The sequence below is a fragment of the Stenotrophomonas sp. 610A2 genome (assembly GCF_030549615.1).
GTDB classification, from domain to species: domain Bacteria; phylum Pseudomonadota; class Gammaproteobacteria; order Xanthomonadales; family Xanthomonadaceae; genus Stenotrophomonas; species Stenotrophomonas pigmentata.
On the sequence record NZ_CP130832.1, the window covers coordinates 4236395 to 4261034 of the forward strand.

17 protein-coding genes are annotated in these 24640 nt (G+C 64.3%); 5 read left to right on the top strand and 12 right to left on the bottom strand.

Going from position 1 to position 24640, the window contains the following annotated elements; all coding sequences use genetic code 11:
- Window positions 1-96 precede the first annotated feature (96 nt).
- Entirely contained in the window at window positions 97-1761 is a 1665-nt protein-coding gene (gene rhlB, locus Q5Z11_RS18785; protein WP_303747802.1) for an ATP-dependent RNA helicase RhlB, read from the bottom strand.
- 196 nt (window positions 1762-1957) lie between these two features.
- Here rhlB and trxA point away from each other — a divergent pair, with 196 nt between their 5' ends.
- Together trxA and rho are read left to right on the top strand one after the other, a co-directional pair.
- Entirely contained in the window at window positions 1958-2287 is a 330-nt protein-coding gene (trxA, locus tag Q5Z11_RS18790) for a thioredoxin TrxA (RefSeq protein WP_057628040.1), read from the top strand.
- A 225-nt stretch (window positions 2288-2512) separates the two neighbouring features.
- Entirely contained in the window at window positions 2513-4273 is a 1761-nt protein-coding gene (gene rho, locus Q5Z11_RS18795) for a transcription termination factor Rho (RefSeq protein ID WP_303747803.1), read from the top strand.
- 184 nt (window positions 4274-4457) lie between these two features.
- Here rho and Q5Z11_RS18800 read toward each other — a convergent pair whose 3' ends face one another.
- The 11 genes from Q5Z11_RS18800 to Q5Z11_RS18850 form a co-directional block, all read right to left on the bottom strand.
- Window positions 4458-5309: a TonB C-terminal domain-containing protein gene (locus Q5Z11_RS18800; RefSeq protein WP_303747804.1), complete on the bottom strand. Its 852-nt coding sequence runs from the start codon at window positions 5307-5309 to the stop codon at window positions 4458-4460.
- An 87-nt stretch (window positions 5310-5396) separates the two neighbouring features.
- Complete coding sequence (aceK, locus tag Q5Z11_RS18805) at window positions 5397-7127, bottom strand: bifunctional isocitrate dehydrogenase kinase/phosphatase (RefSeq protein WP_303747805.1); 1731 nt, start codon at window positions 7125-7127, stop codon at window positions 5397-5399.
- Between the two features lie 360 nt (window positions 7128-7487).
- Window positions 7488-7904, bottom strand: coding sequence for a roadblock/LC7 domain-containing protein (locus Q5Z11_RS18810; protein ID WP_303747806.1), 417 nt, complete (start codon window positions 7902-7904; stop codon window positions 7488-7490).
- The gene (locus tag Q5Z11_RS18815; RefSeq protein WP_303747807.1) at window positions 7897-8445 is read right to left on the bottom strand and encodes a GTP-binding protein; all 549 of its coding nucleotides are present in this window, start codon (window positions 8443-8445) and stop codon (window positions 7897-7899) included. The genes Q5Z11_RS18810 and Q5Z11_RS18815 overlap by 8 nt, the downstream gene beginning before the upstream one ends.
- A complete protein-coding gene (locus Q5Z11_RS18820) occupies window positions 8442-9419 on the bottom strand; it encodes a hypothetical protein (RefSeq protein WP_303747808.1) in 978 nt (325 codons plus the stop codon). The genes Q5Z11_RS18815 and Q5Z11_RS18820 overlap by 4 nt, the downstream gene beginning before the upstream one ends.
- 250 nt (window positions 9420-9669) lie before the next feature.
- Window positions 9670-11901 (bottom strand): NADP-dependent isocitrate dehydrogenase, encoded by a 2232-nt coding sequence (locus Q5Z11_RS18825; RefSeq protein WP_303747809.1) that lies wholly within the window; start codon window positions 11899-11901, stop codon window positions 9670-9672.
- A 525-nt stretch (window positions 11902-12426) separates the two neighbouring features.
- A complete protein-coding gene (locus Q5Z11_RS18830; protein WP_303747810.1) occupies window positions 12427-12906 on the bottom strand; it encodes a hypothetical protein in 480 nt (159 codons plus the stop codon).
- A 50-nt stretch (window positions 12907-12956) separates the two neighbouring features.
- Window positions 12957-13259 carry a LysM peptidoglycan-binding domain-containing protein gene (locus tag Q5Z11_RS18835; RefSeq protein ID WP_303747811.1) on the bottom strand — a complete coding sequence of 101 codons (303 nt, stop codon included), beginning with the start codon at window positions 13257-13259 and terminating at the stop codon, window positions 12957-12959.
- Window positions 13260-13357: 98 nt separating this feature from the next.
- Window positions 13358-14167, bottom strand: a complete 810-nt coding sequence (gene queF / locus Q5Z11_RS18840) for an NADPH-dependent 7-cyano-7-deazaguanine reductase QueF (protein WP_303747812.1) — start codon at window positions 14165-14167, stop codon at window positions 13358-13360.
- A gap of 80 nt (window positions 14168-14247) precedes the next feature.
- On the bottom strand, window positions 14248-15114 hold the full coding sequence (locus Q5Z11_RS18845) for a DUF4261 domain-containing protein (RefSeq protein ID WP_303747813.1): 867 nt from the start codon (window positions 15112-15114) through the stop codon (window positions 14248-14250).
- 44 nt (window positions 15115-15158) lie between these two features.
- Window positions 15159-16478, bottom strand: coding sequence for an amidohydrolase (locus Q5Z11_RS18850; protein WP_303747814.1), 1320 nt, complete (start codon window positions 16476-16478; stop codon window positions 15159-15161).
- 459 nt (window positions 16479-16937) lie between these two features.
- On the opposite strand from Q5Z11_RS18850, the gene Q5Z11_RS18855 reads away from it, so the two are divergent.
- The 3 genes from Q5Z11_RS18855 to Q5Z11_RS18865 are packed head-to-tail and all read left to right on the top strand — an operon-like array spanning window position 16938 to window position 24577.
- Window positions 16938-18179, top strand: coding sequence for an efflux RND transporter periplasmic adaptor subunit (locus Q5Z11_RS18855; protein WP_303747815.1), 1242 nt, complete (start codon window positions 16938-16940; stop codon window positions 18177-18179).
- A 47-nt stretch (window positions 18180-18226) separates the two neighbouring features.
- Window positions 18227-21451 (top strand): efflux RND transporter permease subunit, encoded by a 3225-nt coding sequence (locus Q5Z11_RS18860; protein WP_303747816.1) that lies wholly within the window; start codon window positions 18227-18229, stop codon window positions 21449-21451.
- 6 nt (window positions 21452-21457) lie between these two features.
- The gene (locus Q5Z11_RS18865; RefSeq protein ID WP_303747817.1) at window positions 21458-24577 is read left to right on the top strand and encodes an efflux RND transporter permease subunit; all 3120 of its coding nucleotides are present in this window, start codon (window positions 21458-21460) and stop codon (window positions 24575-24577) included.
- The last annotated feature ends 63 nt before the right edge of the window (window positions 24578-24640 follow it).

The following is a 24640-nucleotide window of genomic DNA, read 5'->3' on the forward strand; positions in this document are numbered from 1 at the left end:
GGTAATGCCTCTGCCGAGCATGGCTCGGCACTACCGCTTTGATCTTGCCGGTAGAGCCTCTGCCGAGCATGGCTCGGCACTACAGGCTCGCGGCGATCAGCTGCCGGACAACATCCGGCGGATCTTGCGGCCCAGGCGGGTCAGGAACGAATCACTGTCGTTGCCGGCACGCATCGGCTTGGCCTGTACCTGCACCGGACCGTTGTTGCTGGCCACTGCCGGTGTTGCACCTTCGGCACCCTCGACCGGGCGACCGTGGCGACGGCGGCGACGCTTGCGCGGTGCGCGCTCGCCTTCCACTGCCGGGCTGTTGGCGGCATTCGGCGCACCTTCAGCGGCCGGACGCGACGGCTTGGGCGTGCCTTCGGCATTGGCCGGGGTGCCTTCGACGCGCGGCTTGCGCGGGCCACGCGGCTTGCCGTCACCACTGCGCTCGCCACGACGCTCGCCAGGCTTGCTGCCAGTGCGACCGCCGCCACGACGGGCTTCGTCAGCGGCCTTCTGCTCGCGGGCTTCGCGGAAGATGGCGCCAACACTCTCGCCTTCTTCGCCTTCCGGCAGCGGCGCGCGCTCGGGACGCGGCAACGCGGTCATCAGTTCGGCGGTAACCGACTCGACCGGGATCTTCTGCTCGATGTAGGCCTCGATGTCCGGCAGGCTCATCGCATAGCGCTCGCAGGCGAAGCTGATCGCATCGCCCTCTTCGCCCAGGCGTGCGGTGCGACCGATGCGGTGCACGTAGTCTTCGGCGTCGAACGGCAGGTCGTAGTTGTAGACGTACTTGATACCATCGATGTGCAGGCCGCGCGCGGCCACATCGGTGGCCACCAGGATTTCCAGCTGGCCCTTCTGGAACCGGTTGAGCAGGCTCTCACGCTTCTTCTGCGGCACGTCGCCGGACAGCACGCCAACACGGTAGCCGGCCTTTTCCAGCGCGCGTGCAACACGCTCGACGAACACCTTGGTGTTGACGAACACCATGGTGCGGGCGCCTTCACTGCGCGACAGCAGGCCGATCAGCAGCGGCAGCTTTTCTTCGTCGGCCGGGAAGTAGATACGCTGGCGGACGCGGTCGGCGGTGATGCTTTCGGTCTCCACAACCAGCTTCTGCGGCTCGTTCATGTGCTCATAGGCCAACTCCAGCACGCGGTGGCTGAGGGTGGCGCTGAACAGCAGGGTCTGGCGCGTGGTGCGCTCCGGCATGCGCCGCAGCAGGAAGCGGATGTCCTTGATGAAGCCCAGGTCGAACATGCGGTCGGCTTCGTCCAGCACGCAGATTTCGCAGGCATGCAGCGAAACCACCTTGTGCTGCTTGACGTAGTCGATCAGGCGGCCCGGGGTGGCGATGATCACGTCCACGCCCTGCTGCAGCAGCTCGCGCTGCTTGTCATAGTCCACGCCACCGTAGACCAGCGCGAAGCGCAGGCCGGTGTCGGCGGCGAACTTCATCGCGTCCTTGTGGATCTGGATGGCCAGCTCGCGGGTCGGTGCCAGGATCAGCGCGCGCGGATCTTCCGGCTTGCGGTCGGCCAGCGCCGGACGGGTCAGCAGGCGGTTGGCGACGGCGACCAGGAAGGCCAGCGTCTTGCCGGTGCCGGTCTGGGCCTGGCCGGCGACGTCGCCGCCCGGCAAAGCCACCGGCAGGGTCAGCGCCTGAATGGGGGTGCAGCGGGTGAAACCCGCGCCTTCAAGACCTGCCAGCAAGGCCGGCTGCAGCTCGAAGGAGGAAAATGTCACGTCGGTTAGCGGTTTGTCGCTCATTGATTTCGTCTTTGTAGTGCCAGCCGGTCAGTGTGGCCGGGCAGCTTGCATCGATTCGGGCACCGTCGCACACTGCGGCCCCTGCGCCGGGTCGCGCGACACCTGGGCCCTGCCCACTGTCCGCGCAATGCCCCAGTTTACCGCAATGCGACCGCCAACCCGGCATGGGCAGTCGCATTGCACCAGGAGACTCCAAGTGAGCGATAAGGTTTTACACGTCGGCGACGCCGACTTCGACAGCGCCGTCCTGCAATCGAGCGAACCGGTCCTGGTGGATTTCTGGGCTGAATGGTGCGGCCCGTGCAAGATGATTTCCCCGGTCCTGGACGAACTGGCTGATGCCTATGACGGCAAGCTGAAGATCGCCAAGGTCAATGTGGACGAGAACCGCGCCACCGCGATCAAGTACCACGTGCGCTCGATCCCTATGCTGCTGTTGTTCAAGGATGGCCAGATCCAGGCCACCCAGATCGGCGCAGTCGGCAAGGGCCAGCTGAGCCAGATGATCGACAAGGCGCTGGTCTGATCCAGCACGGTCCGGCGGCCCCCTGCCGCCGGCCACCGGGCCAGCCTGACCGCGGCCCAACAGGGTTTTGCAGGCGCTTGCACCGCCGCGCTTGGCGGTGTTAGTGTCGCTACATCCGGCAGCATTCGCGTGCCGCACCCTCTGGACGGGTTCTCGTCCGGACCATCCCAACCATTTCGCAGCCCCGCAGGGCGCTCGCACATCCAAGCGAGAGGAATCAAGCACTTGTCCGAGAACACTCCTTCCGAAACCGGGAGCACCGATGCTCCTGTCGAGAAGCGCGTGCGCAAGCCGCGTGTTGCCAAAGCAGTTGAAAGCGCCGACAGCGGTGCTTCTGCCCCCGCCCAGCCGGCTCTTCCGTTGCCTGCCGCCCCGGCCGCTCCGGCTCCGGTAGCTGCGGCTCCGGCACCTGCACCGGTTGCTGCGCCTCCCGCACCCGCCGCGGCGGCGTCCAGCAATGAAGGCCAGGCCCCGGCAGCAAGCTCCGGCGACAACACCTCGCAGGGTGGCCAGGACAACGGCGAAGGCAACAACAACCAGCAGCGCTACGGCCAGCAGAATCAGCAGGGTCAGGGCCAGGGTCAGGGCAACCGCCGCGACCGTTTCCGCAACCGTCGCGACCGTGACCGCAACCGTCAGCGTGACGACAACGGCATGGGCAACGACGGCGGCAACGACAATTTTGTCCCCCGCCAGATGCCGAGCGTACCGGAAGGTTTCCCGGTCTATTCGCTCAGCGACCTGAAGCGGATGCCGGCACAGAAGCTGCTGGAAATCGCCGAACAGCTGCAGATCTCCGAAGGCGTGGCCCGCGCCCGCAAGCAGGACGTGATCTTCGCCCTGCTCAAGGTGCTGACCCGTCATGGCGACGGCGTTGCCGCCGACGGCGTGCTGGAAATCCTGCCGGACGGCTTCGGCTTCCTGCGTGCGGCCGAAGCCAGCTACCTGGCCGGCCCGGACGATACCTATATCTCGCCCAGCCAGATCCGTCGCTTCAACCTGCGCACCGGTGACCACCTGTCGGGCCGCATCCGCTTCCCGAAGGACGGCGAGCGCTACTTCGCGCTGTCGATCGTGGACACCATCAACGGTGAGCCGATCGAAGCCTCGAAGAACAAGGTGCTGTTCGAAAACCTGACCCCGCTGTTCCCGCGCAAGCGCTTCACGCTTGAGCGCGGCAACGGCTCCTCGGAAGACATCACCGGTCGCATCCTCGACCTGATGGCACCGCAGGGCAAGGGCCAGCGCGCCCTGATCGTCTCGCCGCCGAAAGCCGGTAAGACGATGATGATGCAGCAGATCGCCACGGCCATCACCACCAACCATCCGGAAGTGCACATGATCGTGCTGCTGGTGGATGAGCGCCCGGAAGAAGTGACCGAAATGCAGCGCACCGTGCGCGGCGAAGTGGTCTCCTCGACCTTCGACGAACCGGCCGCGCGCCACGTGCAGGTCGCCGAAATGGTGATCGAGCGTGCCAAACGCCTGGTCGAGCACAAGAAGGACGTGGTGATCCTGCTCGACTCGATCACCCGCCTGGCCCGCGCCTACAACAACGTCGTACCGAGCTCCGGCAAGGTCCTGACCGGTGGTGTGGACGCCAACGCCCTGCACCGCCCGAAGCGCTTCTTCGGTGCTGCACGTAACGTTGAAGAAGGCGGCTCGCTGACCATCATCGCCACCGCGCTGGTTGAAACCGGCTCGAAGATGGACGAAGTGATCTACGAAGAATTCAAGGGCACCGGCAACAGCGAAGTGCACTTGAACCGTCGCATCACCGAGAAGCGCGTCTACCCGGCCATCGACATCAACCGTTCCGGCACCCGCCGCGAAGACCTGTTGATCGAACCGGAGCTGCTGCAGAAGATCTGGATCCTGCGCAAGCTGCTGCATCCGATGGACGAAATCGCCGCGATGGAGTTCCTGTTGGACAAGATGAAGAACACCAAGTCCAACGACGAGTTCTTCGGTTCGATGAAGCGCTGATTCCGGTTGGAATTGGCAGCAGGCAAAAACCCCGCGAAAGCGGGGTTTTTGTTGGGCGTTGATTGGACCAGCGATGCTGGCTTCGCGGCTTGCGCCCCCCCTGTAGAGCCGAGCCATGCTCGGCTGGGGCATTGCCGGTGACGCCGCTGCCGAGCATGGCTCGGCACTACCTCCGTATCGGGGATCAGCTGCCCTGCAGTGGCGTCAGCAGCCGCGGACCGTTGTTGTCCACCAGGTTGACGCTGCCATCGGCCAGCGCATCCGGTGAAAACCCGAGCTGCTCGCCGGCATCGAGCCAAGGCGCACGTTCACGTGGTCCCGGAACATAGGTCACCCAACGGCCCGCGTCGCGCCCCTCAGGAACATTGTCGTTCAGTGAATAACTTACCGGCACACGCACGTTCCAATAGCGCTGCGCGGGCATCGGAGGCTGCGCGGGAACGCGGAAAGTCCACTGTTTGACGCAATCACGGGCGCTCGCCGCCAGCATCTCGCGGCTCCGTCGCAGCTCACTTTCCCTCCCGAGGACTGTAAGATTCACCTGCTCGGCAAACGCATCCTGCACCTTGCCATCCATGCCTACTTTGAGCACCAGATATACGCTGCCTGACACACCGGCAGCCATTGCCTGCTGAGGATAACGCGGGGCTACCGAATCAATGATCGTGATGCGCTCCAGGCTATCCGAATCAAGACGGTTGAAATTGATGCCGCCCAAGCGGATTTCATAGCGACCACGATCAAGTTCGCGGGCGATCACCCGCAGACTCATGGGCGCACGCGCGCGCACCGCTACGCCATCTTTGAGGACAGGCTCGAAGCGCCACCTCAATGCCGTATTGCGCACCAAGTCGACCAAGGCGGTGGGCAGCGCCTCCTCTTTCTCCAGCTTTATGGCAAACACCGAGCCGTCGGTCTCAATGCCAACCTCGCCGCGTACCAACATGCTGCTTTCAATCCGCTGGCGCGCCGCACTGATACCGCCACCTCCGGCGGTGGCCACCACCGGCATCCCCATCACCAGCACCGCACCCAACGCCACTGCTGCAAACATGTGTCGCATCGCACCTCTCCCTGTGTCCCAGTCACGGATTAGAGCGCAGCCGAAATTGCGCCACAAGCATCAAGCCAAGCGCAGCGCCGTTGGGTAGGGCGGCGTGTCGGGGTAGCGTCCTTCGCAGAAGCCGGCCTGCAGGCCCTGCCACCATTCCGGCTCGAACAACTCGGCGTATTTTTCACGTACAACGTCCAACAGGGCGGCAGGCAAGCCCATGAACAGCGCGAAGCGCTCCGGGAATACATCATTCGCCGCAACATGGAACCACGGCTCCGCCGCCATCGCCTCCTCTTCGCTGCGCGGCTTCGGCCATGCGCGGAAATTGCATTCGCTGACCAGGCACAGTTCGTCATAGTCGTAGAACACCGCACGACCATGGCGCGACACACCGAAGTTCTTCAGCAACATGTCACCGGGGAAGATGTTGTTGCACGCCATGTCGCGGATCGCCTGCGCATAGTCCAGCGCAGCAGCGCGCGCCGCCTCGGCACCCTGCTCGCGCAGGTACAGATTCAACGGCCGGAACCGCCGCTGCACGTAGCACAGCGCGATCTCGACCTCATCACCGTCGATGCGCACGCTCTGGCTGCATTCCTGTACCAGCTCCTGCAGCAGCGCGGGCGCGAACCGCTGCAGGGGAAAGCGCAGGTAGCGATAAGGCTGTGCATCCAGCAATCGACCAATGCGGTCCAGGTTGAACACCAGAGCGTACTTGTCTTCCACGTCTTGCCGGCTCATCGTCTTCGGCCACGCAAAACGATCACGTATCAGCTTGAATACCAGCGGATAGCTGCGCAGGGTGAATACCGTCATCACCATGCCCGGGGTGCCATCGGCGTGTACCAGCTGCTCATTGTCGTGCTGCTGGAAATGGCTGAAGAAGGTGCGGTAACGCTCGGTCTTGCCCTGTTTGGCACGCCCCAGCACGGTATAGATTTCATCCACCGGCTTGCCAGGCAAGATGCTGCGCAGGAACACCACCGCATCGGCGACGGTCGGCAGATCGGCCTGGAAGTAGCTGCGTGACACGCCGAACAGATGCGCCACATCGCGACGGCGGCTGAGCACTGCTTCCACGCGGATGCCGCTGCCATCGTTGACCAGCGCGATCACGCATGGCGAGAAGCGGTGCTCGCCAAACACTCGCCCGACCAGATAGGCGCGGCGCTCGCGATAGAACACGGTCTGCAACAACTCGATCGCACGCACCGGGTACGGCCCCCAATGCGCTAGATCATCTTGCAGACGCACCGCGATGGCCGCCGCGCAGCGCAGCTGGTGCGAGTACGGCAACTCGAACGCGTAATCGGCCAATAGTCGCGAAAACGCCTCGACCGGACGCGCCTCGGAGACGGCATAGACATGTCGCGCTACCGGATGGGTGATGGCATCGGAGGGTTCGATATCCAGTGCCATGAACTCGATGCTGTCATCCACCCCGTGGGTAGCGAACAAGCGCCGGGTCAGGGTGTTGTAGAAGGTCTTGTAGAGCTCGCCGTCGATGCGGCCTTCGATAAGCGCGGCGAATTCGCGCTTGATCTGCTGCCAAAGTGGCTTGGCGTCAATTGCGGCAGGCAGCAGTTGCTCGAGCTGCGCGCGGCACTGCGCCACGCTGACGTCATACAGTTCGATGCGCGCGATTGCATCCGCCTTGGCAGCGGCCCAATCACGGTTCTGGAAGCGCTCGCGGGCGCGCTGGCTGATCCGGGCGAAGTCGCGGTGATAGTCCTCGAAGCCCTGTCCGATGCAGCTGGCAATGCGTTCGGCCAAGGCATTGTCTGGCGCCGACTGATTCATACCGGCATGGCCTGACGCTGCTGAGGTGCTGGTTCAATGCGGATACTGGGCAATCGCATGCGGGAGAACACCAGGGAGTTGCACTGACCATACGCCACTGGCTGCGGTTGGGAACAGGCTTGGATGCTGGGTCATTGATTTTGTGCCGATCCTGGATCGCGGGCTCCGCGCCAAAAGCACCCCTCCCCAACCGTCCCCTTTGCTACGCAAAAGGGAGGGAGAGGATCGCCGCCTTCTGCAGGCTGCGCGCAAGCACTTGCTTTGCCCCCTCCCTTTTGCGTAGCAAAGGGGACGGTTGGGGAGGGGTGCTTTGGCTTTGGCTTTGGCTTTGGCTTTGGCTCCAGAGCTCCTGCAGCCCGATCACTCCGCAGACAACTCCGCCTGGATCTTGCGGCCACACTCGCGCGCGCTCCACAGCACATGCCCGATCACACTGCGCTGTCCGCAGGCCGCCATCAACAGCAACGAGCCGCGCGGCAGCGGGATGGACTGCATCAACACCTTGCCCTCGCTGGCCTGGAGCATCAGTACGTCCAGTGTGCCCAAGGCCAGTTCGCGCCCAACTGCCGAAGCCAAGGCCAGCATGGCGCTGGTCATCGCCGCCAAGCGCTCGCCGCTGGATGACTGCGTTGCCGCCTGCGCAAGAACAAAGCCATCAACACTGGCGACCACCGCGGCGCGCACGCCATCCACCGAATCGGCGAACTCCTGCAGCCGGATGTCGATCGCCTTGATTTCCCAATCCTCCAACAGGGCCATTCCTTTCGCCTCAGACATGGTCACCCACCAAGGCCGCAGCCTCGACTTCGCTCATCAGGACGTCCATCAGCATCATCACCGCATTCTCCGAGCGCGCATCGAACGGCACCAGCGGCAGCGGCCGGCCGGCGGTCTTCTGCGCCTGCAACAGGCAGGCATCCAGGTGCACGTCCGGCATCAGATCGAACTTTGAAACACCGATCACCGCAGGCACCGTGCCCGCGTGTTCGCGCAGCGCCAGCAGGTAGCGCTCCATCTCCTGCGCCACGTCCGGACTGGATGCGTCGGCCAGGATCACCACGCCACGCGCACCCTGCAGCAGCACCGGCCAGATGAAGGAAAAACGTTCCTGCCCCGGTGTGCCATACAGGCGCAGACGATCACCGTTGGGAAGATTGACGTCGGCATAATCCATCGCCACCGTCGTCGCGAGCTTGGATGAGCTGGTATCGGTATTGATCACATCCGTATCAATGACGGTGCCGCCAGCAACCGCGCGCACCAAGGTCGACTTGCCGGCCCCCATGGCCCCCAGGATCACTACCTTGTGTTCGATCATGCATGGGTTCCTGTGCGTTGGCGCACACTGCGCCACATCCGCGCCAGCAGGGCGCTGGCGCTGTTCCTGGCGGGTGTAGCTGGTGGCGCCGCGGTAATCTCCGGCACGCGCACTTCGGCGTAACCACACAGGTAGGCCGAGCGCATGAAGGCGCGGGCTGCACTGATATCCACATCCAGCAACTGGGTGCACTCGGTCAAGCTGCAGGGCTTCTTCAGCAGCAGCGAGCACAGCCGGAAGCCATCGTGCTGATGCGCCAGCACACGGAAATCCGGCCAGCGCAGCAGGCTCACCTGTGCCTGCTGTTGCAACCGCCGATCGAAGTCGGTCCAGTTGTCGCCGAACTGCGCCATCTGCCAGAGCAGTGGCCGCAATGGTTGCCGCGACAGCTTGTCAGCCATCGCGTCGAAACGTGCCTGCGACACTTCCTGCAAGGCCAGCAGCTCGAACACGTCACCCAGTTGCTGCGCCAGCGTTGGACCGTCGGCCGGGTGCAGGTAGAGCGGCACCATCTGGTCGTGTTCGAAATCGATCAGCAGCTGTGGCTGGCCCTGCAGCGAGAGAATCGCGCGGCCCTGCTTTTCCTGCAGCCGCCGCCGCAGCAGGCGGGTGACCTGCTTGGCCCCGCTGGCCAGGTACAGGCCATCCGTGCTGGTATCGACAACCGCGCTTGGCGTTGGCGCCAGCGCGCGTTGAATCTCTGCGCGGTCAAGGTACGGAGTATCGGCGTCGCGGCCGTCGTGCACGGCGCCGGCATCATCGTGCAGCCAGAGCCGCATCGCCGGCCGCTTGCTGGCCATGTGCCGGGCGGCACTGCGCAGCGCCGGGGTGTCACGAACCAGCAGCAGGTCGCACTGGTCCAGATCCACACAACGCTGCAGGCCTTCCGGTGGCAACCCTGCAATTTCCCTCAATCGCCCGAGAAGCGTCTGCTCCTCACGGGTGTCCGAGCCCACTACCAGCACCCTGGTCATGCCCTCTTCCCCTTTCGACGCGTCCGCGTCATGCGATTCCCTGCGTGTCGAATGAGGCTATTCCAGATGCTGTATGTGAAAGGGTGATTGGACCCACAATTCGATTTTTCAGTGGACCTTTCCCTACTCGACCTTGGTCGTATCTACACGCGGTCATCACGCGAAAACAAGAAAGCCTGCCTCCTGGAAGGAGGCAGGCTTTCGATGTGTAACGGCAGCTACAACTCGCCGCTACTGCTCTTACGTTTGATCAAGCCTTGAGGCTGGCGATCGCGGCATTGAGCGTGGCACTCGGACGCATCGCCGGGCCGGCCTTGGACAGGTCAGGACGGTAGTAGCCGCCGATGTCCACGGCCTTGCCCTGCACCGCTGCCAGCTCGTCAACGATCTTCTGCTCGTTGCTGGTCAGTACTTCGGCCAGCGGTGCGAACTTTGCCTTCAGCGCGGCATCTTCGTTCTGCTCGGCCAGCGCCTGCGCCCAGTACATGGCAAGGTAGAAGTGGCTGCCGCGGTTGTCGATGCCACCCAGCTTGCGCGACGGCGACTTGTCGTTGTCCAGGAACTTGCCATTGGCAGCGTCCAGGGCATTGGCGAGCACGGTGGCGCCCTTGTTGTCGTAACGCTGACCCAGGTGTTCCAGCGATGCAGCCAGCGCCAGGAATTCACCCAGCGAATCCCAACGCAGGTAATCCTCTTCGACGAACTGCTGCACGTGCTTCGGCGCCGAACCACCGGCACCGGTTTCGAACAGGCCGCCACCGGCCATCAGCGGCACGATCGACAACATCTTGGCGCTGGTACCCAGCTCCAGGATCGGGAACAGGTCGGTCAGGTAATCACGCAGCACGTTGCCGGTCACCGAGATGGTGTCCTCGCCCTTGCGGATGCGCTCCAGCGATACGGCCGTGGCTTCTTCCGGCGACAGGATGCGGATGTCCAGACCGTTGGTGTCATGGTCCTTCAAGTACTTTTCGACCTTGGCGATCACCTGTGCATCGTGGGCACGCTTGCTGTCCAGCCAGAACAGCGCCGGGGTGTTGCTCAGGCGGGCGCGGCTGACAGCCAGCTTCACCCAATCCTGGATCGGCGCGTCCTTGGTCTGGCACATGCGCCAGATATCACCGGCTTCGACGGCGTGCTCGAACACCACGTTGCCGGCTTCGTCGCTGACCTTGACCACGCCATCGGCAGCGATCTGGAAGGTCTTGTCGTGCGAGCCGTACTCCTCGGCCTTCTGTGCCATCAGGCCGACGTTTGGCACCGAGCCCATGGTGGCCGGGTTGAACGCGCCGTGTGCCTTGCAATCTTCGATAACGGCCTGGTACACGCCGGCGTAGCAGCGGTCCGGGATGACGGCCTTGGTGTCCTGCAGCTTGCCTTCGGTGTTCCACATCTTGCCGGAGTCACGGATCATCGCCGGCATCGAGGCGTCGACGATCACGTCCGACGGCACATGCAGGTTGGTGATGCCCTTGTCCGAGTTGACCATGGCCACGGCCGGACGCTTGGCGTACTCGGCGGCGATGTCGGCCTTGATCGCTTCCTGCTCGGCTTCCGGCAGCTGCGACAGGCGCGCGTACAGGTCACCGATGCCGTTGTTGGAATCGAAACCGATCTGGGCGAGGTTGGCGGCGTGCTTGCCCAGCACGTCCTTGTAGAACTCGTCGACCACGACGCCGAACATGATCGGGTCGGAGACCTTCATCATGGTCGCCTTCAGGTGCAGCGAGAACAGCACGCCCTGCTCCTTGGCATCGGCGATCTGTGCGTCAACGAAGGCGGCCAGCGCCTTGCGGTTCATCACCGAAGCATCGACGATCTCGCCGGCCTTGACTGCGGTCTTGGCCTTCAGCACGACGGTGTTGCCGTCGTTCTGTACCAGCTCGATCTTCAGGCTGCCGGCGTTGGCGACGGTGGCCGACTTCTCGCTGCCGTAGAAGTCACCGCCGTCCATGTGCGCGACGTGCGACTTGGAGTCGGCAGTCCAGGCGCCCATGCGGTGCGGGTGCTTGCGGGCGTAGTTCTTCACCGACAACGGTGCGCGGCGATCGGAGTTGCCTTCGCGCAACACAGGGTTGACCGCACTGCCCTTGATCTTGTCATAGCGCGCCTGGATGTCACGCGACACGTCGTCGGTCGGTGCGTCCGGGTAGTTCGGCAGGATGAAGCCCTGCTCCTGCAGTTCCTTGATCGCAGCCTTGAGCTGCGGCACCGAAGCCGACACGTTCGGCAGCTTGATGATGTTGGCTTCCGGCGTGGTCGCCAGCTCGCCCAGCTCGGCCAGGTCATCGCTGATCTTCTGGTCGTCCTTCAGGAAATCCGGGAACTGCGACAGGATGCGGCCGGACAGCGAGATGTCGCGGGTTTCGACGGCGATGCCGGCGGTCGCGGTAAAGGCATCGACGATGGGCAGCAGCGACTGCGTGGCCAGGAACGGAGCTTCGTCGGTGAGCGTGTAGATGATCTTCGGCGTATTCGACATGGGGGCAAAAACTCTCTTGCTGACGGATGCGGTGCGTGGAATGGCAGCGGCGATCGGGCCGGCGCACGACCATCCAGTGGGCCGGCGCGCAAAACCCATCCGGCTACCGGATTGGGAAACCCTTGTATTGTCGCGTTTTCGACCGGGCCGGGCAAAGTAAACCCATACGCAAAGGTAGGGAATGGCGGATCGGTCGCAGCGCAAGCCCGCGCAGGCCTTGTGCCGTCTTGCTCATGTCGCTCACGACCGTGGTGGTGTCACCTGCAACCACCCGCGCCACGCATGGAACAGGTTCGCACAGTGCGCAAACCGCGGCTCCACGCAGCCGCACGGTGCGTCCTGCGGGAGCGGCGTCAGCCGCGACGCTGAGGTTGCTCGAATCCCTTCATCTGATGGTGTTTCTGCTTCGCGGCTGACGCCGCTCCTACCGCAAGCATCTACGGTTGGCGCAAAAAAAAGGCGCAGCCTGTTGGCTGCGCCCATGCGTTTCACCGGCGGGAGAGAGTTCGCCGGCTTACGCCTTGCTCACTTCACCTCGAACTGCTGCTGGGTACCGGCAGCCTTGCCGTCGACGGTGACGTCGGCGGTGTACTTGCCGGCCGGCCACGGCGTTGCCTTGGTGAATTCGATATTGGTTGTGCCTGCGTCGGTCGCGTTGAGCGTGGCGCTCTGCTCACCGGCAACCTGGCCATCCTGATAGGTCAACTTGGCGGCCACCGGCACATTGCTGGCGGTACCGCTGGTCTTGACCGAGACGATGATCTTGTCCTTGGCAGCCAACACTGCAACCGGTGCCACCGACAGATCAGCCGCAGCCGCGTTGCCGACCGTCACCGAAGTCACTGCGAGAACGGGCGCGGCAGGTGCGGACTCAACCATCGGTGCCGGGGCTGCAGCAACCGGCGGCGGTGGCGCGACCTCTTCTTCCTTCTTCTTGCAACCAACCAGCGCAACCGCACCGACCACTGCGATCATCAGGGCACTGCTAAGCGAAGTCTTCTTCATGAATTGCTCCGAATCTGGTTTGAAAGTTCGTACGTAGCGCGTGTCGGGGATCAGCCCTGACGCGCAGGAATCTTCAGTATCTGTCCCGGCCGGATCTTGTCCGGATCATCGAGGACGTCACGGTTGGCATCGAAGATTTTCTTCCACGCATTGCCATCGCCAAGCAGGTTCTTGGCGATCTTGGAAAGGTTGTCGCCGCTCTGCACCGTGTAGTGCTGCTCGCCGACGATCTCTTCAGTGCTGGTCACGGTAGCCGTGACATCGGAGAAATCAGCTTTCTGTACCACCTGCTCGGTACTGCTGACGGTCCCGGTGACATCGGAAAAGTCGGCTTTCTTTTCAGTACTGCTCATCCAGGTTGCTCCTCCGTGACTGACGGGAGCAACGATTGCATGAGGCCTGTTAAGGTTTCATCGCGCCGACGTAAAAACCTGCGTACGCAGCTGAATGTTTATTGACGCAGGTCGCGGATCGGCGCGCTGGCGACCAGACCCGGACTGGCCCGGCGCGGATTGATGTCCAGACCGCCACGGCGGGTATAGCGCGCCTCCACTTCCAGCGTGGCCGGCTGGCAACGCTGGCTCAGCTCCAGGAAGATCCGCTCCACGCACTGTTCATGGAACTCGGCATGGTCGCGGTAGCTGACCAGATAGCGCAGCAGGCCTTCGCGGTCGATGCGTGGGCCCTGGTAGCGGATGCTGACGCTGGCCCAGTCCGGCTGGCCGGTCACCGGGCAATTTGACTTGAGCAGCGCCGAAACCAGGGTCTCACTGGCCATCGTGCTGGTATCGGCAAGCAGCAAGGCCGCGTCCGGCGGGCCGTAGCTTTCAATGGCGACATCCAGGTGGTCAATGCTCTCCCCCGCCGCCTGCTCGACCGGCGGCAGGCCGAACTCGACCCGCACATCGGCACCGGCGCAGGCCGACAGATCGGTGGCAATGCGCTCGCGTACCGCCTCGGCACGGTTGAAACGCGCCCCGTTCAGCGAATTCAGGTACAACTTGAGCGACTTGGACTCGATCAGGTTTGGCGACGTGCCCGGCACGTACAGGGTCGCGGTCTCCACGCAGGGTTTGCCGCGCGCATCCAGCCAACCCAGCTCATAGATATGCCAGCGGTCCTCGCCGACGAACGGCAGTTCGCTGCCCAGGCCGATCTCGGCACGTGCGCCGGCGCGCGGGATCGGGAACAGCAGACTGGCGTCGTACTGGCGGGGGTATTCGACCTCTCGGCCGAGGCTGGAATCTTGGGGTGTGTTCATTGGCACAGTTTAATTGCGCCAGCTTGAGCGCCGCCTATACCGGGGCGCTCTTCTGCCATGAAACCCATGCCTGCGCGGCTTCAGTTCAGCAGCCGCGCCCACCACGATTTGCTGGGTTTGGCCTGTGGGATCTCCTCGCTCACCAGCTGCATCACTTCCCGCTCCGGGTCCAGCGCCGAGGGACCGTAGACCACGCGGATGCGTTCCTCCTCGGTTGCCCCGAGGGTGTCGCCATCGTTGATGACCATGCCGTTCTCGATCAGGTAATCGACGATGCCGGTGAGCCGGCTGAACACGCCTTCAGCAGTGTCCCCGGTCTCTGGAATCTCGATGTCCATCAAGCCGAGCATGTCCATGCCGCGGGTATGCCCGGTCATCACCCCGTCCGGACGCGAGCCGACGTTGATCGCCACCCAGGCAATCGGCAGCGGCTCGGGCAGGGTGGCCTGGGTCAGCTCGCGGAACAGGCCCGGCAGCACCACATGGTTGGCACTGCCGAAGTAGACCGCCTGGATGCTGTCGGACAAGGCAACAGCCGAGGCCAGCACGCGACTGAGTAGTGCGGCCTGGGCGACGAGGTTGCTGTCCTCCTGACTGTCATCGCCGAACCGCATCACGGTGACGATGGTGTGCGCGGTGTAATCCACCGGTGCCGGCGAGGCCTCCGGCCACAGTCGGCTGTGTGCGCAGATCTGGTCAATGTCATCGCCGATCTGCACCGGGATCGGCATCAAGGCGATCAGATAGTCGGCGTACTCCAGGCATTGCACCGACGAATCCTCGTCATCGGCATCCTTGTCGCCCTCAGCATCGGTTCGGGCTTCGCCCAGCCGCAGCAGCGATTGGTCCAGGTCAGGCCAATCGCTGCGCATCTGCGCAAGCAGGGCTTCGGCGGTGAACTGCGGGTCGAGCTGCGACTGCAGCAGCATGGCCAGGCTGACGCTCATGGGGCTCCTTCGTCCTTGTAGGTAAGCCCCGACAGTACCCGGAGTCAGCCTGCCTTGTCACCGTGCAGGTAATCCAGCGACACCTGCAACAGCGCGCGCAGACCTACATCCAGCGCCTTCTCGTCGAGCAGAAACTTGGGCGAATGATTGCTGGGCGCAGTGGCCGGATCGATGCCGGCACCGGTAGAACCGACGAAGAAGAACATCGACGGCACCTGCTGTGCATACAGCGAGAAGTCCTCCGAGCCCATCTGCAGCGGCGGTTCGTAGACGTTGCCCTTGCCGACCACGGCCTGCAGGCTGGGCAGCATGCGCGCGGTCAGGGCCGGATCGTTGACCGTGGCCGGGTTGCCGTCCTTCTCGTAGATGTCGGTGACGGCAGTTGCGCCGTGTGCGGCGGCGGTGTGCTCGGCGACGTTGCGCAGGTCGGCGAAGATCTGCTGGCGCATGACCGGATCGAAGGTGCGGATGGTGCCGACCATTTCCACCGAGTCGGGGATGATGTTGTAGCGGATGCCGCCCTTGATCGCGCCAAAGGTGACCACCGCCGGCTGCTTGGACAGATTGACGCGGCGGCTGACGATGGTCTGCGCGGTGCCGATCAGATCGGACGCAGCCACAATCGGGTCCACCCCGTTCCACGGCGCCGAACCATGCGTCTGGCGACCATTGACGGTGATGCCGAAGCGATCGGAGGCGGCCATCAGCGGGCCACCACGCACCGCGATCTGGCCCGCCTGCACGCTGGAGAACACATGCAGGCCGAATACCGCCTCCGGCTTGAAGTCCTTGAACAGGCCTTCCTTCAGCATCAGGTCGGCACCGCCCTGCTCCGGCGGCGGCGCGCCTTCCTCGGCGGGCTGGAAGATCAGCATCACTTCACCGGGCAGCTTGTCGCGCATGGCGACCAAGGCGTCTGCCACGCCCAGCAGTGTGGCGGTGTGCGCGTCATGGCCACAGGCATGCATCACCCCGACCTGTTCGCCGCGGTACTCGGCGGTGGCCTTGGAGGCGAATGGCAGGCCGGTCTGTTCGGTGACCGGCAGTGCGTCCATGTCGGCGCGCAGGGCGATCTTCGGGCCGGGCAGCCCACCCTTGATGATGGCGACCACGCCGTGCACGGCCACGCCGGTCTTCGGGTTCAGGCCCATCGCCCGCAGGCGCTCGGCAACCTTGGCGGCGGTGCGTTCTTCGCGGTTGGAGAGTTCCGGATGGGCGTGGAAGTCGCGACGCCAATCCACCACCTGCTGCTGCAGGCGAGTGGCGGCAGCTGCCACCTCCGGCCGCTGCGCGGCATCCTGGGCCTGCGCCAGCGGGGCAAGGGCGCAAAGCAAGGCAGACAGCAACACGGTCTTGCGGGCCATCAGCAACTCTCCTTCCAATCGGGGACAGGGTGAATGTAGGCCAATCATGGGCCAAGCGCCTGTCGGCAGGGAACCGACACGATGTAAGTAATCCGGCGTAGTGCCGAGCCATGCTCGGCAGTGGCGTTCCCCGCAGCCACCGACTTGCAGGAGCGGCGTCAGCCGCGAAGCTGGTGGTTCGCCAGATCACAAACCAATTGGTGGTTCCCAATGTGTCGGCTTCGCGGCTCACGCCGCTCCTACAACCTTCCTGCATGTTGATGGGATGCAGGGAAGGCCCCTTTGCCGAGCATGGCTCGGCACTACAACATCAGGTCAACCGATGCCGCGATGGAACGTTCATCACCTGCACGGGTCTGTATGCGTGGCCCATCGGTCATGCCTCCCAGACCACAGGCACGGGGGTATCCTCTGCGCCTTGTTCGTTCTCCCCCCAATCGGTTGCTCAGGAGTTTTCGCATGTCGCGTTTCTGGAAGATCGTACTGCTGGTCATTGCAGTGCTGCTGGTGGCCGGTATCGGCTATCGGGTGATGGGGGGCGGCAAGCAGAAGGCCGGTGCGGCGCCGGCAGGCATGAACCAGGGCGGCCGGGGCGAGCAGGACAAGGATCCGGTGCCGGTCACCGCGGTCAGCGCCGAGAAGAAAGACGTGCCGGTCTACCTGACCGCACAGGGCACGGTGACAGCGTTCAATACCGTCACGGTCAGCCCGCAGGTCGGTGGCCAGCTGCTCAGCGTCAACTTCCGCGAAGGCCAGGCAGTCAAGAAGGGTGATCTGCTGGCGCAGATCGACCCGCGCACCTTCCAGGCCCAGTACGACCAGGCCGTCGCCAGCAAGCGCCAGAACGAGGCCCTGCTGGCCACCGCGCAGTCCAATTACGCGCGCTCCAACTCGCCGGAATACCGCCAGTTCGTGGCGCAGACCGACCTGACCACGCTGCGCAACCAGGTCAGCCAGTACCAGGCCGCCGTGGCCGCCTCGCAGGCTTCGGCCGCGCAGGCCAAGGTGCAGTTGGACTACACCCGCATCACCTCACCGATCAATGGCATCGCCGGTATCCGTGCGGTCGACCCGGGCAATGTGGTCAGCGCCGGCAGCCAGATCGTCACCGTGACCCAGCTGCAGCCGGCCTATGTGCTGTTCAACCTGCCAGAGCAGCAGCTCGATGCAGTGCGCAGCGCGCAGGCCGCAGGCCCGCTGCAGACCGCCACCCTGGACCGCGAAGGCGGCAGCGTGGTCAATGCCGACGGCGTGCTGCAGGTGGTGGACAACCAGATCAGCAGCAGCAGCGGCACCTTCCGCCTGCGTGCGCAGTTCCCGAACGCCAACGATGCACTGTGGCCGGGCCAGTTCGTCAATGTACAGATGAAGCTCAACGTGCTGCCGGGCGCGATCGTGGTGCCGGCCGAAGCCGTGCAGCGCAGCAGCACCAGCGACTTCGTCTACCTGGTGAAGGCCGACAACACCGTCACCCTGCGTGATGTGGTGCAGGGCGGCCAGGTCGATGACAGCCACGTGGTGATCAGCAAGGGCCTGCAGGCCGGCGACAAGGTCGTCACCGAAGGCCAGTTCCGCTTGAAGGAAGGCAGCAAGGTCAACGCACTGGCACCAGGCCAGGCACCGCCGGCACCGACTGAAGAACAGCTCAAGGCGGCCAGCCAGAAGGGCAACCGTGGTGGACGGGGTGGCCCGCCGCGCTGATGCGCTGGCCGGCACCCGCCTCCCCTCCCCCGCACCAGGAACCGACCGTGGGCTTTTCGACTATCTTCATCCGGCGCCCGATCGCCACCTCCCTGTTGATGATCGGGCTGATGCTGCTGGGCATCCTCGGTTACCAGCGCCTGCCGGTTGCGGCCCTGCCCGAGATCGAAGCGCCCAGTCTGGTGGTGACCACCCAGTATCCGGGTGCCAGCGCGCAGACCATGGCCTCGCTGGTGACCACACCGCTGGAGCGGCAGCTGGGGCAGATTTCCGGGCTGGACATGATGACCTCCGATTCGTCGGCAGGGCTGTCCAGCATCGTGCTGCAGTTCTCGATGGAACGCGATCTGGATACCGCCGCGCAGGACGTGCAGGCGGCGATCCGCCAGGCCACCCTGCCCAGCTCGCTGCCCTACCAGCCGGTCTACAACCGGGTGAATCCGGCCGATGCGCCGATCCTGACCCTGAAGCTGGCCTCGGACACGCGCCCGCTGCGTGAGGTCAACGACCTCGCCGACTCCATCCTCGCCCAACGCCTGTCGCAGACCGACGGCGTCGGCCTGGTCTCCATCGCCGGCAACGTGCGGCCCGCGGTGCGCATCCAGGTCAACCCGGCACAGCTGTCCAACATGGGCATGACCCTGGAAGACCTGCGCAGTGCGCTGACCCAGGCCAACGTCAATGCGCCCAAGGGCTCGCTCAACGGCAAGACGCAGAGCTATACGCTGTCCACCAACGACCAGCTCAGCGACGCTGCCGACTACAACGACATCATCATCCGCTACCAGAACGGTGCGCCGGTGCGTCTGCGCGACGTCGCCAAGGTGGTCGATGGCGTCGAGAACGACCAGCTCGCCGCCTGGGCCGATGGCAAGCCGGCGGTGCTGCTGGAAGTACGCCGCCAGCCCGGTGCCAACATCGTCAAGACGGTGGAGAACATCCGCCAGATCCTGCCCAACCTGCAGGGCATGCTGCCAGCCGACGTAAAGCTCGATGTGTTCTCCGACCGCACGGTGACCATCCGCGCCTCGGTGCATGACGTGCAGTTCACCTTGGTCCTCACCATCTGCCTGGTGGTGGCGGTGATCTTCGTGTTCCTGCGCCGCCTGTGGGCGACGGTGATCCCGTCGGTAGCGGTGCCGCTGTCCCTGCTCGGTACGTTCGGGGTGATGGCCTTCGCCGGCATGTCGCTGGACAACCTGTCGCTGATGGCGCTGACCGTGGCCACCGGCTTCGTGGTCGACGATGCGATCGTGATGATCGAAAACATCGTGCGCTACATCGAGAAAGGCAAGGACGGCCAGGAAGCGGCGGAAATTGGTTCGCGCGAGATCGGCTTCACCGTGCTGTCGTTGACGGTGTCCCTGATCGCGGTATTCCTGCCGCTGATCCTGATGCCGGGCGTCACCGGCCGTTTGTTCCATGAGTTCGCGTGGGTGTTGTCGATTGCGGTCGCCATCTCGATGGTGATCTCGCTGACGCTGACGCCGATGATGTGCGCCTACCTGCTCAAGCCCGATGCGCTGCCGGAGGGCGACGACGCGCATGAGCGGACCGCGGCGGAAGGCAAGGTCACCGCCTGGTCGCGCCTGGTCGGCGTCTACGAGCGCACGCTGGACTGGGTGCTGCACCACCAGCCGCTGACCCTGGGCATCGCCCTGGCATCGGTCGCGTTGACCGTAGTGCTGTACATGGTGATCCCCAAGGGCCTGCTGCCCGACCAGGACACCGGCATGGTCACCGGCGTGGTCATCGCCGACCAGAACGTCGCCTTCGAGCAGATGCAGCAGCGCACGCAGGCCGTCGCCGCCGCACTGCAGAGTGATGAGGCTGTCACCGGCGTCGCCGCCTACATCGGCGCTGGCAGCATGAATCCCACCCTCAACCAGGGCCAGCTGAGCATCGTGCTCAAGGACCGTGGCGATCGTGATGGCTTGGATGTGATCCTGCCGCGTCTGCAGGCCGCGGCCGCGCATATCCCCGGCATCGCCCTGTACCTGAAGCCGGTACAGGACGTGACCCTGGATACACGCGTAGCCGCCACTGCCTACCAGTTCTCGCTGTCGGACATGGACAGCGCCGAGCTGGCCAAGCAGACCGAGCGTGTCACTGATGCGTTGCGACGGCTGCCGGAACTGGCCGATGTCGACGACAACCTGGCCAACCATGGCCGCGCGCTGCATGTGGAAGTGGACCGCGACAAGGCCAGCCGTTACGGCGTGCCGATGCAGACCATCGACGACACGCTGTATGACGCCTACGGCCAGCGCCAGATCTCGACCATCTTCACCCAGCTCAACCAGTACCGCGTGGTGCTGGAAGTGGCGCCGGAGTTCCGCACCAGTGATGCGCTGATGAACCAGCTGGCGATCGGCAGCAATGGCAGCGGCACGCTCAGCGGCAGCAATGCCACCACCCTGGGCCAGGTGACCTCGAGCAATTCGTCCACCGCAACCGGCATCGGCAGTGCCAATACCGGCATCGCGCTGGGCGCAGGCGGCAGCATCCCGTTGTCGGCGATTGCCAGCGCCAAGCCCGGCACCGCACCGCTGATCGTCAGCCACCAGCAGCAGCTGCCGTCGGCGACGATCTCGTTCAACCTGGCACCGGGTTACTCACTGTCCGAAGGCGTGGATGCGATCAACAAGGCGGTAGCCGAGTTGGAGCTGCCGCAGCAGATGCAGGCGCAGTTCGTCGGCACCGCCGCCGAGTTCTCCAGCAGTCAGACCGATGTGATCCTGTTGCTGCTGGCCGCCATCGCGGTGATCTACATCGTGCTCGGCGTGCTGTACGAAAGCTGGATCCATCCGCTGACCATCATCTCGACCCTGCCGCCGGCCGGCGTCGGCGCACTGCTGGCCTTGTACCTGTGCGGCATGAGCCTGTCGGTGGATGGCATCGTCGGCATCGTGCTGCTGATCGGTATCGTCAAGAAGAACGCGATCATGATGATCGACTTCGCGCTCGACGCGCAGCGCTCCGGCGCCAATGCCTATGACGCGATCCGTCGCGCCTGCCTGCTGCGTTTCCGCCCGATCATGATGACTACCGCCGCGGCCATGCTTGGTGCCTTGCCGCTGGCCTTGGGCACTGGCATCGGTTCGGAGTTGCGGCGTCCGCTGGGTGTGGCCATCGTCGGCGGCCTGCTGCTGTCGCAGCTGGTGACGCTGTACACCACGCCGGTGATCTACCTGTACTTCGAGCGTCTGTCCGAGTGGGCGGCCAAGCGCCGCGAGCAACGCGCCGCTGCACGCCTGCAGACGGCACGGTAAGCGCGGATGAACATCTCCGCGCCTTTCATCTCGCGCCCGATCGGCATCACCTTGCTGGCGATCGGTCTGTTCTTCGCCGGTCTGGTCTGCTACCTGCGGCTGGGCGTTGCCGCCCTGCCCAACCTCGCCATCCCGGTGATCTTCGTGCAGGCCTCCAATACCGGTGCCGACGCCAACACCATGGCGGCCACGGTCACCGCACCCTTGGAGCGGCACCTGGGCCAGGTGCCTGGCATCGACACCATGCGTTCCAGCAGCAGCGATGGCCGCAGCATGGTGTTTTTTATGTTCAACACCAGCCGCAACATCGATTCGGCCGCACAGGACGTGCAGGCTGCGATCAATGCGGCCATGGCCGACCTGCCGGCCGGCATCAATACGCCGACGTACCAGAAGGCCAACCCCAACGACGATCCGGTGATCGCGCTGGCACTGACCTCGGACACGCAGTCGGTGGCCGAGCTGTACAACACCGCCGATTCACTGCTGGCGCAGCGCCTGCGCCAGCTGCCCGGCGTCTCGCAGGTGGATATCGCCGGCGCTTCCACGCCGGCGGTGCGCGTCGACCTCAACCTGCGTGCGATGACGGCACTGGGCTTGAGCCCGGATGACCTGCGCAATGCGATGCGCGCAGCCAACGTCGCCTCGCCGCTGGGCTTCCTCAGCGACGGCAGCAGCCAGACCGCGATCATCCTCAATGACCAGATCCGCAAGGCCTCGGATTTCGCCAACGTCGCCATCTCCACCCATGACGGCGCAGTCGTCCGGCTGAAGGACGTGGCCACGGTCTACGACGGCCAACAGGATGCTTATCAAGCGGCCTGGTTCAACGGCAAGCGCGGCGTGCTGATGTATGTCTACCTGCGCAGCGGTGACAACCTGGTCGCCACGGTTGATCGGGTAAAGGCGGCCATTCCCTCGCTCACCGGTTATCTGGATGCCGGCAGCACGCTGACCCCGTATTTCGACCGCACGCCGACCATCCGCGCTTCGCTGGCCGAAGTACAGATCACCTTGATGATCAGCCTGCTGATGGTAATCCTGACCATGGCGCTGTTCCTGCGCCGGCTGGCACCGACGCTGATTGCCGCAGTGACCGTCCCGCTGTCGCTGGCCGGTGCCGCGCTGGTGATGTATGCGCTGGACTTCACCCTCAACAACCTCACCCTGCTGGCGCTGGTGATCGCGATTGGCTTCGTCGTCGACGATGCCATCGTGGTGATCGAGAACGTCATGCGCCACCTCGACGAGGGCATGCCGCGGCGTGAAGCGGCGATGGCGGGAGCACGCGAGATCGGCTTCACCATCGTCTCGATCACCGCCTCGCTGATCGCGGTATTCCTGCCGATCATCTTCGCCCAGGGCATGATCGGCGCGTTCTTCCGCGAGTTCACGCTTACCCTGGTTGCGGCGATCCTGGTCTCGGCGGTGGTCTCGCTGACCCTGACCCCGGCACTGTGCGCGCGCTTCCTGCATCCGCATGCCGAAGGTGCACGCGATACCCGCACCAATCGCATGCTGGACCGCGTGCATGAAGGCATGCTCAAGGTCTATACGGTCGCGCTGGATTTCTCGCTGCGCCATGCCTTGCTGCTGTCACTGACGCCGTTGCTGCTGATCGTGGCCACGTTCTATCTGGCCGGCTCGGTCAGCAAGGGCCAGTTCCCCGAACAGGACACCGGCCTGATCTGGGGCCGCGCCAGCTCCAGCGCCACTGTCTCGTTCCAGGAAATGGCCGAGCGCCAGCGCCGGCTCAGCGATACCTTCCTGGCCGACCCTGCGGTGAAGATGGTCGGCTCTCGCCTGGGTTCCAGCCGCCAGGGCAGCAGCGCACAGTTCAACATCGAACTGCATACCGAGAAGGAAGGCCGCAAGGAGCCCACCAATGTGGTGGTCAGCCGGCTCAGCGCCAAGGCGGCGCAGTTCCCGGATCTGGATGTGCGTCTGCGCGCGATCCAGGACCTTCCCTCCGACGGCGGCGGTGGCGGCTCACAGGGCGCGCAGAACCGCGTGACCCTGCAGGGCAACGACGCCGAACAGCTGGCCGAATGGCTGCCCAAGCTGGTGACCGCGCTGAAGCAGCATCCGCAATTGCGCGATGTCGGCTCCGACGTGGACAAGGGCGGCTTGATGCAGAAGATCGTCATCGACCGCGAGAAGGCCTCGCGCCTTGGCGTGACCATTGGTGCCATCGACGGCGCGCTGTACGGCGCCTTCGGCCAGCGCCAGATCTCCACCATCTATGCCGATCTCAATCAGTACGGCGTGGTCGTCAATGCACTGCCCAGCCAGACCGGCAGCCCGGCCGCGATTGAAGACCTGTATGTGCCGTCCAAGAGCGGGCAGATGATTCCGCTGACCGCACTGGCCCATCAGGAAGCCGGCCTGGCACCATCGCAGGTCACCCACCAGAACCAGTACACGGTGATGGACCTGAGCTACAACCTTGCCCCCGGCGTAAGCAGCGGCGAAGGCGATGCCATCGTCAAATCGGTGATCGAAGGCCTGCGCATGCCCGGCGATATCCGCCAGGCCGCGCCCGGTGGTTTCCGCCAGGCAATGGACCCGGTGGCGATGCTGATGCTGATCATCGCAGCCATCGCCACGGTCTACATCGTGCTCGGCATGCTCTACGAGAACCTGGTGCATCCGGTGACCATCCTGTCCACGTTGCCGGCAGCGGGCATGGGTGCCTTGCTGGCCTTGTGGGTAACCAATACCGATCTGTCGATCATCTCGATGATCGCGCTGGTGTTGCTGATCGGCATCGTCAAGAAGAACGCGATCATGATGATCGACTTCGCCCTGGTGGCGCAGCGCGTGCACGGCAAGTCGCCGGCCGAAGCAGTGCGCGAAGCCAGCATCGTGCGTTTCCGCCCGATCATGATGACCACGATGGTCGCCATTCTTGCGGCACTACCGCTGGCGATTGGCCTGGGTGAGGGCTCCGAGCTGCGGCGCCCACTGGGCATCGCAATGATCGGCGGCCTGCTGATCTCGCAGAGCCTGACCCTGCTCAGCACCCCGGCCTTGTACGTGATCTTCTCCTGCCTGCAGCAGCATTGGCGCAACTGGCGCGCACGCAGCAAGGAACGCAAGCGCCTGCGCAAGCTCGCACGCGCGTGATCCACCCCCTCCCTTGCGCGCAGCGCAGGGGAGGGATGCTCTGGCTGCTGCTCTGGCTGCTGC